Origin of the sequence: Paraburkholderia sp. SEWSISQ10-3 4, assembly GCF_030464785.1 — a bacterium.
Classification (GTDB): Bacteria; Pseudomonadota; Gammaproteobacteria; order Burkholderiales; family Burkholderiaceae; genus Paraburkholderia; species Paraburkholderia aspalathi.
Genome location: NZ_JALPRI010000002.1, coordinates 258263 through 276220 on the forward strand (window position 1 = coordinate 258263; position 17958 = coordinate 276220).

The 17958-nt window shown below is 65.3% G+C and carries 9 protein-coding genes; 1 reads left to right on the forward strand and 8 read right to left on the reverse strand.

The window, feature by feature from the left end:
* Positions 1-36: 36 nt before the first annotated feature.
* From M0D68_RS07105 to M0D68_RS07135, 7 genes are all read right to left on the reverse strand, one after another.
* Entirely contained in the window at positions 37-861 is an 825-nt protein-coding gene (locus M0D68_RS07105) for a 4'-phosphopantetheinyl transferase superfamily protein (RefSeq protein ID WP_266224077.1), read from the reverse strand.
* A 28-nt stretch (positions 862-889) separates the two neighbouring features.
* Positions 890-3358, reverse strand: coding sequence for a penicillin acylase family protein (locus M0D68_RS07110; RefSeq protein ID WP_266224078.1), 2469 nt, complete (start codon positions 3356-3358; stop codon positions 890-892).
* Positions 3359-3413: 55 nt separating this feature from the next.
* The gene (locus tag M0D68_RS07115) at positions 3414-5144 is read right to left on the reverse strand and encodes a cyclic peptide export ABC transporter (protein WP_266224079.1); all 1731 of its coding nucleotides are present in this window, start codon (positions 5142-5144) and stop codon (positions 3414-3416) included.
* Between the two features lie 67 nt (positions 5145-5211).
* Positions 5212-7233 carry a Fe(3+)-hydroxamate ABC transporter permease FhuB gene (gene fhuB, locus M0D68_RS07120; RefSeq protein WP_266224080.1) on the reverse strand — a complete coding sequence of 674 codons (2022 nt, stop codon included), beginning with the start codon at positions 7231-7233 and terminating at the stop codon, positions 5212-5214.
* The gene (locus M0D68_RS07125) at positions 7230-8183 is read right to left on the reverse strand and encodes an ABC transporter substrate-binding protein (protein WP_266224081.1); all 954 of its coding nucleotides are present in this window, start codon (positions 8181-8183) and stop codon (positions 7230-7232) included. The genes fhuB and M0D68_RS07125 overlap by 4 nt, the downstream gene beginning before the upstream one ends.
* A gap of 1 nt (position 8184) precedes the next feature.
* Positions 8185-9036, reverse strand: coding sequence for an ATP-binding cassette domain-containing protein (locus M0D68_RS07130; protein ID WP_208620610.1), 852 nt, complete (start codon positions 9034-9036; stop codon positions 8185-8187).
* Between the two features lie 18 nt (positions 9037-9054).
* On the reverse strand, positions 9055-11253 hold the full coding sequence (locus M0D68_RS07135) for a TonB-dependent siderophore receptor (protein ID WP_266224082.1): 2199 nt from the start codon (positions 11251-11253) through the stop codon (positions 9055-9057).
* A 256-nt stretch (positions 11254-11509) separates the two neighbouring features.
* Between M0D68_RS07135 and M0D68_RS07140 the strand changes: the two genes are divergently transcribed.
* Positions 11510-12328, forward strand: a complete 819-nt coding sequence (locus tag M0D68_RS07140; protein WP_266224083.1) for a helix-turn-helix domain-containing protein — start codon at positions 11510-11512, stop codon at positions 12326-12328.
* Between the two features lie 47 nt (positions 12329-12375).
* Here the strand turns inward: M0D68_RS07140 and M0D68_RS07145 are convergent, their stop codons facing one another.
* Positions 12376-17952, reverse strand: coding sequence for a non-ribosomal peptide synthetase (locus tag M0D68_RS07145; RefSeq protein WP_266224084.1), 5577 nt, complete (start codon positions 17950-17952; stop codon positions 12376-12378).
* Positions 17953-17958: the final 6 nt, after the last annotated feature.

Here is a 17958-nt window from a genome sequence, read left to right on the forward strand (position 1 = left end):
GAGACGCGGTGGGGCACGATATGCGCGGGCGCCGCGTCAGCTTTTCGGCCACCCGAATGCCTGAATCGATTTGACTGGGTGCGCAATTGAAACCGCAGCGCGAATTTTGCCGGGCATCGGTACATCGACAACATGCCAGCGTCCAGCCGCCGGCAGATCGACGAAGGTTGCCGTGGCATTGGCGCGGAGGGCCAGCGGTTCGATATCGATGGATGGCCGCTTTAAAGCGTTCGACAGGCTGCTGTAGCGCGCGGACTGAAGAGCCTCGTCCGCGTAGCGGAATCGGTCCGCGTGCCGATCCGGCACCCCAGTCGGCCAGATGCTCGCACGGGCCTCGCCTGGTATGGCCGTCTCGTTTCCTGGCGTAGGCATCGCGACGCCGAGGCCGAGCGCGCCCGAAGCGATGCCGATCACGATCCAGATTCCGCCGTATGCGATGTCGATCGCAACCGGGTGGCTGTCGGGGGGAAGTTGAACGCCCGGTTGCTCGGCATGGTCATCGATGAATTTCACCTCGTGCGGGGCCAGGTCCAGCAGATTCGCCACGATCCAGCGCAGCACCACGCGTGCGGCAACGAAACGTTTGCGCAGTGCGGAGTTTGGATTCAGCCTCGCGCGCCCACGCTCGGTCTCCGAGAGCCATCGGTCGCCTTCCTGGATCGAGACCGGCAGCCATCCAGCCCGGAAGCGCCACAGATGCAGTTCACCCGGGCGCGGCACATCGATCCAGGACGGATACTGCCGCGTCATCCGATGCGCGGAAAATGTGATCTCGCAGGGATCGGGCATGGCGTCGGAGGAACCGTCGTACGGCGTGCCGTACGCCCGGACAGGGAGGGATTGGGCGAGTTGAATGGGCATGCTCAGCTCCTCCATGCCAGTTTGGCGTTCATCGCGTTTGTGCGTCCGACGAGCTCAACGTACGACGGGTCAGCGCAGGATCGCGGGCGATCGACGTTTCGGAAAACGGAATAGTCAGCCAGCGTTGCGCGGCGTAACTGCGCGTACCGTCCGCGAAACGAGGCGAGGCGGGATCATCGGATTCCGACGACGCGATGAGCGTCTGCGCAAGCACGTCATCCCCGGCGAACGACACGATCTGCAGGTAGCTGTTGCCGTTCGGATTGACGTTCATCGAATAGGCACGGGAGTCGAACGGGTGCGCCGCGCATGCGGCCGTGAAGTAGCCGCCCGCGTCGCAGCCACCGAACAGGGCGATGCGTTCGTCGTTGCGTTGCACGTAGAGCGCTGCGCTGCGCGGTGCATCGATCGCGATGCCGGCTTTCTCGAGCGCGGCCATGGCGTCGTGCAGGGAGGCGGCGAGTCTGGCGGGGTCGGCCGCGATACCCGCGGGCGTGGTCAGCGGCCGGGCGGGGTCGAACGGCACGTCGTACAGTTGCGCGGGCGCAATCAATAGGAGACGCCGCCACCACTCGTCCCAGAGCGTCGCGCCGACCGCATTGGCCAAAGCGGTGTTGTCCCACGCGGCGAGTACGCTGCAGGCCTTGCGCAGTTCGTCGGAATTCACGCCGGCCGGCTGGCCGCCGTTGCACAAACGATCGAGCGCAGGTTGCTTGAAGAGGATGGCCGACATCGAACGGCTGTCCAGCGCGGCGCGGCTGAGCGCGTCGGCGGAGACGCCGGCCGGATTGCTTTGCAACTGTGCGGCGATCGCGTGGCCGAGACGGGTGCGCAGCGATTGCTGGCCGCCCGTTGCGCCGACCACCTGAGCAAATCCGGTCAACGGCGCGGCGGGGTTGCTGAGCCAGTAACTGCCGTTGAAATTGCCCGCGTAGTCACGCCTCAACAGGCTCGGCATCTGTGCGACCGGTAATGCGCCGCGCTGAACCGAGCCGCTTTCGACACGCCAGTCGCAATCGCTGCGTGAACCGTCGAGGAACGGCACGCCCGGCATCGAGTGGGCGAGCGCCTTACCCACCGGCGGCGTGCAACGCTGCGCAAGCTCGTCGGGCACGTTCGGTACCGCGCCGATGTCCGCATACCACACGCGCGGGTCGCCGCGGCCAATGGCGAGCGTATTCACCCACGGCACCGCCGCGTTCTTCTTCTGGATGCGGATGAAGTCGTCGAGCGAAGCCGCCTGGTCCCATTCGAGGAAGTTTTCGAAGACGCGGAAATTGTCCGCGTTGATGTCGCGCAACGCGAACGCCTGCTGTGCGTTCCATGCGAGTGCCGGCGACATCGCGCCGAGATTGACGAGCGGCCCGAAGCGCGAGCGATACAGCGTGCGCGAAACGGCATGAAGCGAACCGTCCGCGGCGCGCACGTCAACGCTCACGCGCGTGGGCGTCATCGCCTCGGCTTTGCCGTCGACCTCGTATGTGGTCGGCGAGCCCGCTACAAGATTCAGCTTGAACAGGCCGAAGCGCCTGGCGGTGGAGACCGTATGCGTCCACGCGACATTCTGGTTGAAGCCCATCACAATCAACGGCACGCCGAGAAAGGAGACACCGCTCACATCGAGCTTGCCGGGAATGGTGAGTTGCGCCTGGTAAAAACGGTCGGGACCGTTCCAGAACCAGTGTGGATTGCCGAGCAGCATCGCGCTGCCGCCGCGAGTGGCGTCCGCTCCGAACGCAAGGCCGTTGCTGCCGATGCCGGCATGGCCGCCGAAGTCTGCGAGCGGCGCGTTGGCGGCGAGCGTGGCTGCGGCGGACGTGAGCCCTTGCTCGTGCAACGCGCCCTGCTGCGACGGTGGAGCGGACACGGGCGGCTGTGCCGTCGCGATCGCTGCGACGAAGCGGGTTTCGCCGCCCGCGAGGTTCGCAGCATAGAGGCGCCGGTAAACATCCGCCACGGTGATCTTGCCGGCCCAGGGCGCGGCACGGCATGCCGCGTTCGCCCCGGGAAAATCGCCATGCGCAAGATCGCCGACATACCGGTTGTAGCCCGCGACGAAGCCGTCGATCAGCGATCGCATATCGGCAGTCTGGTTCTTGCGATAACGCGCGACTGCTGCATCGTCGTCGACAAAACGGAAGAAGAAATCCGCGTCGAGATTGGTTGGCTGTCCGAAGGTAGCGTCGGTAGTCGGGCGCGCATCGGCGCCGAAGTAGCGCGAGCGTTCGCCACGATAGGTGACGAATCCGTCTGCCATCGTGCACAGGTTATCCTGCGCCTGCACGTAGCCATAGCCGTAGCCGAGGCTGCCCCAGTCGTCGGCTTTCAGATGTGGAATGCCGAGCGCCGTGCGACGGATCTCGACCTGATAGGGGCCCGTGAGCGCGGCCTGATCGGCGCTCGGGGCGACACAGCTTTGCAACCCGAGGGCGACGGGCAAGGCGGTCAGCAGACGGGCAAAACGGCTGCAACGGCTCAGAAAAACGGTCAGAGGCATGAGATCTTCACAGACAGGCTGTTATCGGTGACGGGAACGCGGCCGCGGCGCCGCATCATGAGGCACTGGCCGCAACCTGCGAAGCTGCCGGCACGCGCACGGGCCGAACCTCTTCGACAATGCGGCCTTCTTCGAGCCGGATGTAGCGGTCGGCAGCGCTGAAATAGCGATCGTCGTGCGAAATCACAATCAGGGTCTTGCCCTGGCGTTTCAGGTCCGGGAGGATTTCGGTGTAGAAGATGCGCCGGAAAGTCGGGTCCTGGTCGGCGGCCCATTCGTCGAGCACCATCACCGGGCGGCGTTCGAGATAGGCGTGCACGAGAGCGAGCCGCTTGCGCTGCCCGGTCGACAGATCGGTGGTCGTGAACGCGCCGTCGCGTACCGAGACCTTGTGGGCAATCTCGAGCCGTTCGAGATATTTTTGTGCTTCGGCGGTGAGGGCGGCTTCGCCGGGAATCAGCGTGTCGAACAGGTAATAGTCGGAGAACACCGCCGAGAAAAGCTGGCGGTAGTCGTCGAGATGTTCGTCGCGCACCGCTTCGCCGTTGAGCAGCAACTGTCCTGCGTCAGGCTGAAACAGTCCGAGCAGAAGCTTGATCAGCGTGGTTTTGCCGCAACCGTTCTCACCGACGATAAAAAGCGTCTCGCCGCGTTCGATCGTGAGGCTGAGCGGCCCGAGTTCGAAGCCGCTGCCCGCGCTGTCCGTATCGCTTGTGCCGCTATCCGCGGCGGGGGCATCGCGTTCGTCCTGCGGCCGGGCGAAGCGATAGTGGGCACCGGCAAGCGCGATCGTATCGAACACATCGGCGAGACGCTCGGGCGAGCCGGTTTCGTGGCCGGCGACGAGCGACGGCTCGCGGGTCGAAAACCGGGCGGAGAGTTCGGCGATGCGCTGAAATGCAACTTGTGCGCGGCCGATCGAAGGCAGCGCGCCGACGATCTCCTGGATCGGCCCTTTCATATACAACAGAACCAGCACGAAGCCGGTGATGATCGTGCGGTCCGCGCCTGGCGACCGCGTCTGCAACGTCAGCATCAGACCGACCACGATAAAGAACAGCAGCGAACCGAATGCATTCGCGCTGACGAAGACATTGGCGGCGCGCACGCGCAGCCGGAAGATCGCCTCGATGGTGCCGGACAGTTCGTGCTCGAAGACGAAGCTGCGGCGCTGGCCGTTCAGACGCAGCTCCTTGGCGCCTTCAGTGATCGAGCGATAGTGTTTCTGCAGGCGATCTTCGGCTTCGCGCGCCGCGCCGAAACGGCGAATCCCCACGCGCCGCGCCAACGTTTGCACGATCGAGCCGAGAGCGATGGCGACGAGCGCGATGACCAGCAACATGGGTGACAGCACAAACAGATAACCGAGACAGCCGACGATCGTCGCGGTGGCGATGGCGAGGCTCGAGAACATGAACGAAAACGAACTGATCGTATCGATGTCCTGATTCAGTGCGGTGATCAGCCGATGGCTGCGAAACTGTTCGATCTGACCGATCGGCGCGGCCATGATCTTTTCGCACAGATTCTTGCGCAGCATCGCGATGACGCGCTGGCCGACGAGGTTGTTGCCGATGTCCGAGATGACTTCGCCTGCAAGCGCCAGCACGCACAGTCCGGCGAAGCTCCACAGCAAGGTTGGCAAGGCCGCGGCGCCTTCATGCAGCGTGCGATTCGTGACTGCCAGCAGGGCGGCGGTGGCGATGCCGCTCGCGGCGCCCATGGTCGTGGCGACTACGGTAATCGGCCAGAGTCGCTTAAGCAATCTGAGCAGTTCCGCAAGCATCGTGTTCTCCTGGAATATCTAAAGTTCTAGTGCAGAAAGACTGAATGGTGGGTCGCGCAGGCGTGCTTTAGCGGCGCCGGCCGAGCAGCCACATCAGATAAGGTGCGCCGATCAAGGTTGCGACAAGGCCCGCCGGCAGCTCGCGCGGCATCAGCAGCGCACGGCCGAGCCAGTCGGCCGTGACGATCGTCAGCGCGCCGATCGGCGCGGCCAGCAGCACCTGCTGCAATGGCCGGCGCGCGCCGAGAAGACGCGCGAAATGCGGCGCGGTCAAGCCGACGAAAGACAGCGGTCCGACGACCAGCGTGGCGGCTGCCGTCAGCAGCGCGATCAGACATAGCAGCGTAAAGCGGGCGCCGCGCGTCGATACGCCGAGCGCGCGCGCCGATGCTTCGCCAAGCGGCAGGATCTGCAGCCAGCGGTTACACAGCGGCGTCAACGCGCACAGGACGACGCACAGAACGAGTGCGAGCGCCGCGTCGATTGGGGTGATCGTGTAGGTGGAGCCGGCGAGCCATTGCAGCAGCGTCGCCGCTCGCTCGCCGCCACTCGCAATCGCCACCGCGACCACCGCCTGGAACAAGGCGCCGATGGCAATGCCCGCCAGCAGCACGCGATCGGGTGCGAAGCGCGAGCGCTGCGAAAACCAGAGGATCGCGAGCAGGGCGGTCAAGGCGCCTGCTGTGCTCGCTGCGATACGCTCGATGTGTCCCGCGTCATTCCATCCGATCACCAGCGCGATCAGACCGAGTGCCGCGCCGGCGCTCACGCCGAGCACCTCGGGGCTGGCGAGCGGATTGCCGGTCACCCTTTGCATCAGCGTGCCGGCTACCGCGAGCATGGCGCCCGCGGCAAGCGCGGCGGCTGCGCGCGGGACGCGCCAGATGGCCACGCGCGAGAACTCGTCGAGGCTGCTGAAATGCCAGCCATGTGGGCCGTGGCCGAAATCCAGCGCGAGCGCGGAGACGACGAGCATGAGCAGCGCGATGCCAAAGAAACGCCGCCGCAGCGAAGCAGGGGGCACGGAATGACTGCGGGCGATGTCTTCGCTGCTGGCCGGCAGCCGCGTGGTCCGATGCATCCGGGCGAGCAGCATCAGCATCAACGGTGCGCCGAACAACGCGGTCGCCGCGCCGGTCGGAATCAGATCGCCCATCGCGCCGGACAACTGTTGCACCGCTTGATCCGTGAGCCACAGAATCAGCGCACCGCACAACGGCGCGATCACCAGACGCTGCGACAGGCGGCGCGCGCCCGCCATCTGTGCGAGCGCGGGCGCGGCCAAGCCGACAAAGCCGATGACCCCGACCGCACTGACGACGGCCGCGCTCAGCACCACCGCGAGCACCAGCGCGACGAGCCGCATGCGGCGCAGCGACAGACCGAGACTGCGGGCATTGGCGTCGTCGAGACCGAAGAGCGTCATGGGCCGTAGCAGCAGGAACGCGATCCCGCCGCCGATCGCGAGACGCGATGCGAGCATCGTCACGTTGCTCCAGTCCTGCTGGATGAGCGAGCCGCCGCCCCAGATGAACAAGCTCTGCAGATACGGTGCGTAAAACAACTGGAGCGCGACGCCGATCGATCCGCAATACAACGTAACGACGAGTCCCGCGACCGCGACCGTGACCGGCGCGAGCCCGCTGCGCCAGGACAGGCCGAACACGATCGCTGCAGTAATCAGCGCGCCGCCGAGCGCGACCCACTGGCCGGCGCCGCCGAGCAGCGCGGGCGCCCATAGTGTGGCGACCGTCAACGCGAGTTGCGCGCCGGCCGAGACGCCGAGCGTCATCGGCTCGGCGAGCGGATTGCGCAATACCTGCTGGAAGACCGTGCCGGCGAGTCCGAGAATGGCGCCGCACAACCAGCTGACCACGAGACGCGGCAGCCAGCTATCGTGGGCGATGATCTGCTGGATGTCGTGCGTATCCGGCGACCACAGCGCGTGCCACCACAGCGACGGCGGCAGAATCGCAGAGAGACTGTCGATGCTTAGCGCAACGGCTGCGGCGAGCACGAGCAAAGTCAGCGCGGCGGGCAGCCACGGACGTGTCACGAGATGCGGTGCGTGTGGGCGGGCGATATTCATAGGCGTGCCTGCGTTACCACCGCGGCGTCGGTTGCCGGGGCGCGCGTGAGCGTAGCGGTCAGCGCCTCGGCAAAGCGCGCGGCCGAAGGCAGCATGCCGAAGCCCCAGAACGGCGGCAGCATGGCGACACGTCCCGCGGCAACCGCGGGCAGCGCGTGCCACAGGCGGTTCGAGCTCAATGTGCGCGCGACGCCGTTCGGCAGCGGATCGAAATAGAGCACGTCCGCGGTGGGCGATACGGCGAGTTTCTCGAGCCCGGCCACGCCGATACCCCAATAATCGGTCGGACCATGCCAGGCATTGGCGACATCGAGCGCATCCATCACGTCCTGGAACAGACTGCGCGCGCCGTACACGCCGACATGCCGGCCATCGAAAAAACGGATCAGATAGAGCGGCCGCTGTGGATCGGGTCCTTGCAGCCGGGCGCGCCGCGCTGCGATTTGCGTGCGGCTTCTGGCAAGCACGCGCTCAGTCGCGTCGATCAGCGCGTGGCCCGCGCCGGTGCGGCCGCACAGTTCGGCCAGTTGCAGCGTGACGTCCTGCGAATGGCGATAGGGCGCGCCGGTGTCGGTATAGACGGCGAACGCACGCACCGGCGCGATACGCTCGAGCATCGCGCGCTGTGATTCCTGGCTCGAGTTGATAAGAATGAGATCGGGCGCGAGTTGCTGTAAAAGTTCGAGGCTCGGCGCGAGACGCAGCCCGACATCGGGCACGTGTGCCGGCACGAGCGGGGTGACCACGCTGTCGTTATAGGCCTCGGTCTCGGCGAGACCCACGGGCGTGATGCCGAGTGCCAGCAGCGTTTCGACCAGTCCCCAATCCAGCACGACGAGGCGCGGTGCGGGCGCTGGCGTGGTGAGGTTCGCGGCCGCGCGCGCGCCGGCTAGCGGCGTGCCGAGCAAGGGCGCCAACGCGGCGGAACGGAGAAAATCGCGGCGTCGCATATCAGCGCGCCACGCCGAGCCGGCTACCGTTATGCGGATGCACAACGATATCCATTGGAATGCCGTAAATCGATTCGAGCACGTCGGCGCGCATGAGCGCTTCGGGCGTGCCGCTTGTGAGCAGGCGGCCGCTATGCAAAGCGATCAGTTCGTCGCAGAAGCGCGCGGCCAGATTGATGTCATGCAACACGATGACCACCGTCAATGCGTGGCTGTCGGTCAGTTCGCGTAGAAGCCGCAGCACGTCGATCTGATGCGCGATATCGAGTGCGGATGTGGGTTCGTCGAGCAACAGGCACGAAGCGCCTTGCGCGACCAGCATTGCAAGCCAGACGCGTTGCCGTTCACCACCCGACAGATGATCGGCCAGTTGCGACGCAAAGCGCGCCGTGTCGGTGAGATGCAGTGCCTCGTCGATTTTTGCGTGATCCGCCGCACGCAGGCGGCCGAGCGCGCCATGCCACGGATAGCGGCCCAGCGCGACCAGTTCACGCACGGTCATGCCGGTGCCGGTGGGCGGATTTTGCGGCAGGTAGGCCACCTGCCGCGCGAAGTCGCGGGCGGGCCACGCGGCGACGCCGGTGCCGTTCAGGCGCACCGTGCCGCGCGTGGGCGCCTGTTGACGCGCGAGCAGCTTGAGCAAGGTGCTCTTGCCGGAGCCGTTGTGGCCGATCAGCGCGATCATGCGTTCCGCGTTCAACGAGAGGGTGAGCGGTTGTAACAGGACCCGGCCGTCGGCTTCGAACGACGCGCCGTCAAGCTGGTACAACGCGCGGGGCGCCGGCCCGGCGGTGTCGTGGTGTGCCAGGCTCGCCGGTCGCTGTTCGAGTTGCTGCTGGGTCATGTCGTTCAACACGCTTATCCTTTTTGCTTACCAGCGGTAGCGGGCGGTGGCGAGGACTTCCACTCCATCGCCGTACGTGCAGGTCGCCGAGCTGAAGCAGGACGCGACGTATTGACGGTTGAACAGGTTCTTCGCGTTCAGCGAGAAGAGCCAATGCAGACCGGTGTCGTAGTGGACAGTCGCATCGAACAGCGTCACCGACGACACCTTGATCGAATTGGACGCGTCGTAGCTGGAGCCGAGATACCGGACGCCACCGCCGAAGCCCAGGCCGCGCATCGGCCCTGCATGCAGGGTGTAGTCGAGCCATGCGGACGCGATGTTGCGCGGGATGCCCCACACGCGCTTGTTCTGAAGCGACGTCGTATCTCCCGAGATGGTCGTCGTCGTGTCGTTCGACTCGGTGGTGACGTCGTTCAGGTAGGTGTACGACGCGACGAGATCCAGGTTGTTCGTCAGGCTCGCATGACCTTCCAGTTCCAGGCCGCGCGCACGCACTTCGCCGGCTTGCGTGTAGTAGCCCGAGTGGTCGAGGTCGGAGGTCAGCACGTTATGTTCGGTCAGGTTGAACAACGACGCCGTGATAAAGCTGTTGTAGCCAGGCGGCTGATACTTGACGCCTACTTCATACTGCTGCGCGGTGGTCGGCTTCGCCATGCCGCCGCCGTAGAGCTGTCCCACCTGCGGGTCGAACGACTTCGAGAAGCTTGCGTACGGCGCGATCCCGCTGTCGAACAGATAGACAAGACCGGTGCGCCACGTGAACGCACGCGCCGATTGCGCTTCGTAAGAGGCGGTGACGGGATTGTTGTCGTCGGCTGAAACCCAGTCTTCGCGCGCGCCGATCAGGAAACGCCACTTGCCCCACGCCATCTGGTCTTGCGCGTAGACGCCAAACTGTTTCTGGCGAATCTGGTCGTAGGAGGTCTCGGCCGGCATCGTGTTGTTGCCGTAGACCGGGTCGAATACATTCAGCGACGATGCGTTGAACGCGGCACCCACGTCTTCACCATAGAGCACGCGCTGGAAGTCGAAACCGAACAGCATGGTGTGCGAGACCGGGCCGGTATTTACCTTGGCTTGTGCCTGGTTGTCGATGCTGAAGACCTTGGCGCTTTCCTTGTTGAAGAACGTGTAGCGGTTCAGCGTGGTGTTCGAACCGGAGGCATAGCCGTACGGGAACACGTTCGCGAGATCGTCTTTCACGTAGGTGTAGTGCGTGTTCTGGCGGAACGTCCAGGTCGGATTGAACCGATGTTCAAACTCGTAGCCCACCGAAAGCTGCGTGCGCGAATGATGATCGAAGTCAGGATCGCCCACGTTCGTGTGCGACGAGATCTGGCCTGCCGGGTTGAACAGTACGCTGCCAACCGCGGGGACGAAGTTGTAATAGCCGACGTCCGGATCGCGCTGGTACTTCGCCAGAACCGTCAGGGTCGTGTTTTCATCCGGCTTCCACGTGACGGCCGGCGCGATGTAGATGCGCTTCTGCCGCGTGCCTTCCACCTGAGTGCGCGTGTCGAGCCCGGTGGCGGTGAATCGGTACGTGAGCTTGCCGTCGGTGGTCACCGGGCCACCCAGATCGACGCCCGCCTGCATGCGATTGTGGCTGCCGGTGGTCACGAAGACTTCGTGAATGGGCGTGGCGGTAGGTTGCTTGCTGACGAGGTTCGCTACGCCACCGGGCGCGGCCTGACCGTACAGGACCGATGCCGGACCGTGCACGATGTCGATGCGCTCGAGCCCGTACGGGTCGAAACTCGGGATCGCGTAGCCGAAGCTGACATCGCTCGGCATCCGGGCGCCGTCCAGATACTGCTCGAGGTAGAAGCCGCGGCTGAACAGATAAGACGCGCCGGCCGCCGAAGCGCCGCGGATTTCCGGCAACACGCTGGCGGTGTAGCGCAACGCTTCAGCAACCGTCTGCGCACCTTGTGCGGTCATCTGGTCACTCGTCACTACCGACACCGATTGGGGCGTCTCGATCAGCGGCGTGTCCGTCTTGGTCGCCGTCGCGGCCGTGATCGGCACGTAACCGTCAGCCGATCCGACGCGCGAGTTGTCCCGATTGCCCGTTACCTTGACGGTCGGCAAGCTGGACACTTCGGCGGTTTTGCCCACCGCGTCGTCCGTTGACGATTGTGCGTACACCGCCGATGTTCCGCTCAGCAGACAGAACAGCAACGCATTGCTCAGCGCGGTCGATCCGCGCACCCCGGTACTCATGTTAATTCCCCAATTGACTGTTAATGATAGTGAGAATGATTCGTAATAAATATAAAACTGCTGGTTTGGCTAGCTCTTGATGGCTATCGATACATCTTTGAACCGGGTGGGGGTACGACGGAAGTGCGGGCCGTTACGCAGGCCGCATAGCAATATAATCTGATAGCCTGTCGTCAGTCAGGACAACATTGACATAAAAATGGACATAATTGGCTGAATCGATGTATCAAGCGAAAATAAAGTGTTTAGTTGGGCCATGACACGACCCAAACTGCAAACGTTCGGCGAGAGTTTTGCCGGTCGAAAAGTGATCGCGCAAGCGATCGACTACGTCGACGGAACGCATGAAATCGCCCACTGTCATCATCGCGCGCAACTGGTCTACGCAACCAGCGGCATCGTGTGTGCGATCACGCCGCTCGGTCTGTGGATGCTGACGCCCGGCAACGCCCTGCTGATCGGATCGCAGATCGAGCATGAATTGCATATGGTCGGACAGGTCTCCATGCGCACGCTGTACATCGAGCCGGACTCGCTCGCGCCGCAAAAACAGGAGTGCCGTGTGATCCCGGTCGGCGATCTGCTGCGCGCCACGATTCTCGGCATGTTCGACTCCGGTCCCGATGAAGCCGGCGAGAGCCGCACGGCTCTGATCGTGCCGTTGATCCTGCGTCTTCTGGAAGATGCCGCCGACGCTGCAGACGCCGCAGACGGCGCGCGCACCGCGCGCCTGCCGCTGCCTGCCAATGCCCGCCTGCGGAACATCTGCGAAAGTCTGATCGCGCAACCCGCTAGCAACGACACGCTGGAGCTGTGGGCTGATCGGGTCGGCGCCAGTTCGCGCACGGTTGCCCGGCTGTTTCGGCAGGAAACGGGCATGAGCTTCGGACAGTGGCGCGAACAGCTGCGCCTTGCTGAGGCGATGTCCAAACTGTCGGTCGGCCACGCGGCGAGTCAGGTTGCGCAAGACCTGGGTTATGCCGACGTGCGCACCTTCACCGTGATGTTCAGGCGCGCGTTCGGCAGCACGCCTCAGCAGTTCCGCCAACAGTTCCGCGAACCGCCCGCCATATGACGTAGCGCGAGCGTACGTGGCGCGGGTTTCCAGCAGCAGGCGCGACGTCATTCGAATAGTCCACGTACGCTGTCGAGCAGCATCGGGTGATGCATGATGCTGGTGTGTCCAGCGGGGATTTCCGCCAGCACGGTTTCGCTTGCGCCGGTGCGCGACGACCAGTCGCGCGGTTTGCCGCTGTCGATCGATTCGGTGGACCACCAGAGCGAGAGCGGTGTGCGTAGCGCCGGCATCCGGAAGGTCTCCACAATACGGCCGTGCTCGAGAATTACGTCGCAGGCATCTTCGAATAACGTACGCTCGGCGGCGTTCACACCGCGCGCGGCATGCTGTGCAATCCAGATCCGTAACGCTCGGACTTCGGCCTGCACGTTGTCGTCGAGATCGCGATCGGGCAGTGCGTCGATGATCCCGGCGAGCGCGACCTGTTCACCGCAACGCTCCAGTTGCTCGACCATCGACATCACCACCCGTCCACCGAACGACCAGCCGAGCAACCGGTAGGGCCCATGTGGTTGCACCGCACGGATACGTGCAACGTAGTCGGCTGCCATGTCGTCGAAGTTTTCCGCATACCAGGTGCTGTCGCAGAGCAACGGTGCCTGCAAACCGAACAGTGTCGCCTTGCCGTTCAGCGCTTTCGCGAGCGACCGGTATTCGGCCACCAGGCCGTGGCCCGCATGGATACAGAACACCGCATGCGGGGCGCTCAGATCGTTGAGCGGGACAATGCCCGCAGGAAGCGGCCCAAACCGCGCAGCATGTTCTTCCGCCGCAGCAGCAGCGGAAGGCGGCGATGCGAGCCGTGAGCGCGCGAGAGCGCCGAGTGCGACCTCGAGACGAACGCGCTGCATCCACAGCGCGAAGACCGCGCGATCTTTTTCGACTGCCTCGGGGGAGTCCTGCAGGAGCGATGGGGCGAGTTCGTGAGCCGCTGATTCACCCACGTCGGGGCGCGCCGTTACATTGTGCGAGTGAGCAGGCGCGGCATCGGCGTCGGCATCGATCAAACCGAGCAGCACGTCCCCGAAGCGGCGCGTGAGCCGCGTTACGCTCGCCTCGCTCAGCACGCCGGGGCTGTACCGCCAATGCACGCTCAGGCGGTCAGCGGAGATCAGCGCGCCGATATCGAGTGCGTGATCCATCGTGTCGCTATCGTCCGCTTGCGCGCCGGAGCGCTCGCTGGCAAAGCCGAAGCGGCCATCTGAAGGCAGTGCCTGATCGAATCGTCCGAGATAGTTGAAGCGCAATGATGCAACCGGCAGTGCGGCAATCGCCGCGCGGCTTGCGTCCTCGCCGAAGTACTTCAGTGCGCCCCACGAAAAGCCTTTGTCGGGCACCGCGCGCAGGATGTCGCGCACCATGCCGAGTGTGTGCGCCGGGTCGGCATGGTGCGGCAACGCAAGCGGATATTGCGTCGTGAACCAGCCGACTGTGCGGCTCAGATCCACGTCCTCGATCAGATCTTCCCGGCCGTGGCCTTCGAGATCGATCAGCAGGCGCGCTGCGCCGGCCCATGGCCCGAGCGTCTGGGCGAGCGCTGCCAGCAGGATTTCCTCGGTGCGCACGCCGTCCGCGCGTGAGCCGCGCAGCAGCAGCCGCTGGGTCGCGTCCACCGTCAACTTCACTGTCACCACGCGGCTTGCCGACAGACGCCGGTCGCCTTCACCTTCGAGCGGCAGCGCGGCGGTCGCGCCATGCAGCATGCGCTGCCACCACGCCAGTTGCCACAAACGTTCGGCCTGCTGCGCGTAGTTGGATTGACGCGAGGCCCAGACGCTCCACGGCGTCGTGATAGCCGGCAAGGCGGCATCCGGGCGTTCATACAGCGCCTGCAACTCTTCGAGCAGAACGCGCCATGACACGCCGTCGACAACCAGGTGATGAATCACGATCAGAAGACGCCGCTCTGCGCCCGCTTCAAAATACGCCGCGCGCAGCAACGGCCCGTGTTGCAGATCGAGGCTGCGATGCAGCGCCGCACCGGCGGTGGCGAGGTCGGCTTCCCATGTCTGCGGCGCGAGCAGTATGTGGTGCAACAAGGCTGCCGTTTCAATAGAGGCGACGCGTTGCCGCCAGCGCGGTGCGCTGCCGTCCGGCACGCTGACGTCGCGTTCGAACCGCAGGCGCAGCGCGTCGTGCCGCGCGACCCATTGCTGCAGCGCGCCTTCCAGCGCGGCGGGATCGAGCGCGTCGCGTACTTCCAGCAGGACCGCCTGATTCCAGTGCGCGAGCCCGTGCGGATGCTTGTCGAAGAACGCGGCCTGGATGGGCGTCAGTGGCTGCGAGTCGCGCAATTCGGCGGCGCTTGCGGACTGCGCGTCTGCATCGACATCGCGCGCCACCTGTGCCATTTGCGCAATGCTCGGATGTTCGAACACCTGCTTCGGCGTCAGCACGAGACCCGCGGCGCGCGCACGGGCCAATAGTTGCAGACTCAGAATCGAGTCGCCACCAGCCGTAAAGAAATTGACGGTCACGCCGCCGACCTCGCATCCCAGCACCTGTTCCCATATCTCCAGCAACACCTGTTCGCGCCGGTTGCGTGGCGCCACGCGCTCCGCCGCCGGCGCCGTGACCGGTGCGGGCGCCGGCAATGCGCGGCGATTGAGCTTACCGTTCGCCATTGTCGGCAGACGCTCGAGCGTGATGAAGGTGGCCGGCATCATGAATACCGGTAGCCGCTGCGCGAGCGCCTCCTGCAGCGCGCCGGTTTGCGCGTTGCCGACGACGTAGGCGACCAGTTGCTGCTGTTCGCCGTTCGCGTGCAGGACGACGGCCGCTTCGGCCACCTCCGGGCAATCACGCAACGCCGCTTCGATCTCGCCGGGTTCGATGCGCTGGCCGCGCAGCTTGACCTGCTGATCGAGCCGGCCGAGAAACAGGATCGCGCCGTCTTCGCGTACGCGGCACAGGTCGCCGCTGCGATAGAGACGTGCGCCGGGCGGCCCGTCCGGATCCGGCACGAAGCGTTCAGCGGTCAGCGCCGCGCGGCCGAGGTAGCCGCGCGCTACGCATGCGCCGGTGATGCACAGCTCGCCTGCGCCGCCGTGCGGCATCCGGTTGCCGTCGGGATCGAATACGACGGCGCCGCGTCCCGGATAAGGGCGGCCGATCGGTACGACCGCCTGCGCGGCATCCGCGCCGCACGTGACGTGATGCAACGCGGCGATCGCGGTCTCGGTCGGTCCGTACAGATTGTCGAGTGCGATGTGCCGTAGCGGCCCGCGTTGCCAGCGCTCGAGCGCGTCGCCAGGCAAGGCCTCGCCGCCCACCGTGACCTGGCGCAGCTCGCGCAGCGCTTCGGCAGACGGCGCGCTGCGCTGCCACTGCTGCCAGAGCGCCGTGGGAATGCGTGCGAAAGTGACTTTGCCGTCGACGAGCGCCGCGTTCAGCGTGTCGAGCGTCCACGCCTGCGGCCCACGCATGCGCACGGCGCCGCCGGCGAGGAGCGCCGGCAGGAGCTCGTGCAACGCGACATCGAAATTGATCGTCGACGATTGCAGCATCACGTCGTCGGCGCCAATGCGGTAAGCGTCGCAGAAGTCACGCAGATGCAGGCTCAGCGCTTCGTGATCCAGGGCGACGCCTTTCGGGCGGCCGGTCGAGCCTGAGGTATAGAGCACGTAGGCGAGTTGGCGGGGATGCACGGGCTCGTCCCAACCCGTGGCGTCTTCATTGGCGACGTCGTCGATATCGATCTGCGGGCGGGCGGCGAACAGTTCGCCGGATCGAACCCCAGGTTGGCCGCCGGGTTGGTCGCCAGACGGATCACTGCCGGCGCGATCCACGATGACGGCGACCACGCCCGCATCGTCGAGCATGTCACGCAGACGCTCACTGGGGTAATCAGGGTCGAGCGGCACGTACGCGCCGCCCGCTTTCCACACCGCCAGCAACGCGGCCGGCAGTCCAGCCGACCGTGTCATGCAGACGCCCACGCGCGCATCGCGTCCGACGCCCACGCTTTTGAGGCGGCGCGCGATCCGGTTGCTCCACTGATCGAGCTCACCGTAGCTCAGCATCGCGTCGCCGCAGTAAACCGCGGGCGCGTCGGGTTGCGACGCCGCGCGAGCAACGATGCGCGGCACCACGGGCAGAAACGGATAGCGCAGTTCGGCCTGCGAAACGAGCGCCGCGCCGGACAACGCGATGTCGCCAGGCCTGAGCGCCGGGTCACCGACAAGTTGTTCGAGCACCGCGCGATAGTCGCGCGCGAAGCGTTCGATGGTGGCGGCGTCGAACATGTCGCGCGCGTAGCCGAAAATCGCCCGCAGGCTGTCCGGCGCTTCTATCACGTTGAGCGTGAGGTCAAAGCGAGCCGTGCCAGCGTCGCTGTCCACCGGCGTGGCACAGAGGCCCGGCAATTCGATGCGCGCGGCCGGGTCCGCGTAGTCGAGATTGAACATCACCTGAAACAGCGGTGCGTGAGACAGATCACGGTCGGTCTGCAACCGGTCGAGCAGATGCGCGAACGGCAGGTCCTCGTGCGCCTGGGCCTCGAGCACGGTATCGCGCAGTGTGCGCAATTGCTGCTGCGCCGGCAGCGATGCCGAGATCCGGCTGCGGATCACCAGCGTGTTGACGAAAAATCCCATCACAGCGTGCGTCTCAGCGCGTTGACGTCCCGCCACCGGCACGCCGACCCAGATATCGGCTTCGCCGCTATAGCGATGCAGCAGCATGTTGAAGGCGTGCAGCAGCGTCATGAACAGCGTCGCGTCGTTGCGGCGCGAGAGGTTTTTCAGCTGGGTCGCGAGCACTGCGTCGAGATCCAGCGCGTGACGCGCGCCACTGCCGTCGCGCAGCGCCGGTCTGGGCCGATCCGCAGGCAGCGACAACACGGGCGCGGTGCCCGCCAGTTGAGTGGTCCAGTACGACATCTGCCGCGCCAGTGTGTCGCTGTCGATCCACTCGCGTTGCCATAGCGCGACGTCGCTGTACTGAAGCGCGGGTCCTGCGGACGATAGGGCGTGGCCGCGCTGCGCCTCGCCGTAAAGCGAGACGAAGTCGCGAATCAGGATACCCATCGACCACGCGTCCGAGACGATGTGATGGATCGCGATCTGCACCACATGCGACTCGTCGCTTATCCGCAGCACCTCGAAACGCAGCAGCGGGTCACGTTCGAGGTCGAAGGGCAGCGCGGCGGTGTGCAATAGTCGGGCGCGTAAGCGCGCCTCGCGATCTTCAGCGCTGGTGTTGCCAGCCGTCGCGCGCAGATCCTGATAGACCGCGCGTATGCCCGTGTCCGCTGCGCGGGCAAACTGGAATGGCACGCCGCCGTCTTCTCCGAAACCCGCTCTCAATACTTCATGACGCTCGACGAGCGCCGCGAGCGCGGCATCGAGCGCGGCCGTATCGAGCGGCCCATCGAGGCGCAGCGCGCGCGAGATGGTGTACGCGTTGCTGGCGGGGTCGAGCCGCCACAGGAACCACAAGCGTTCCTGGGCGTGCGACAGCGGCGCACGTGCCGGCCGGATCGCGAGCGGCACGATTGGCAGGATCGACCCGTCGATGCCGTGCTCGCGCAGCCGCGCCTTGAAGCGGGCCCGCTTGTCGGCGGGCAAGGCGGCATAACGCTGCGCGATTTCGAGGTTTTCTTGACTTGCGTCGGTGGGCATGGGGTG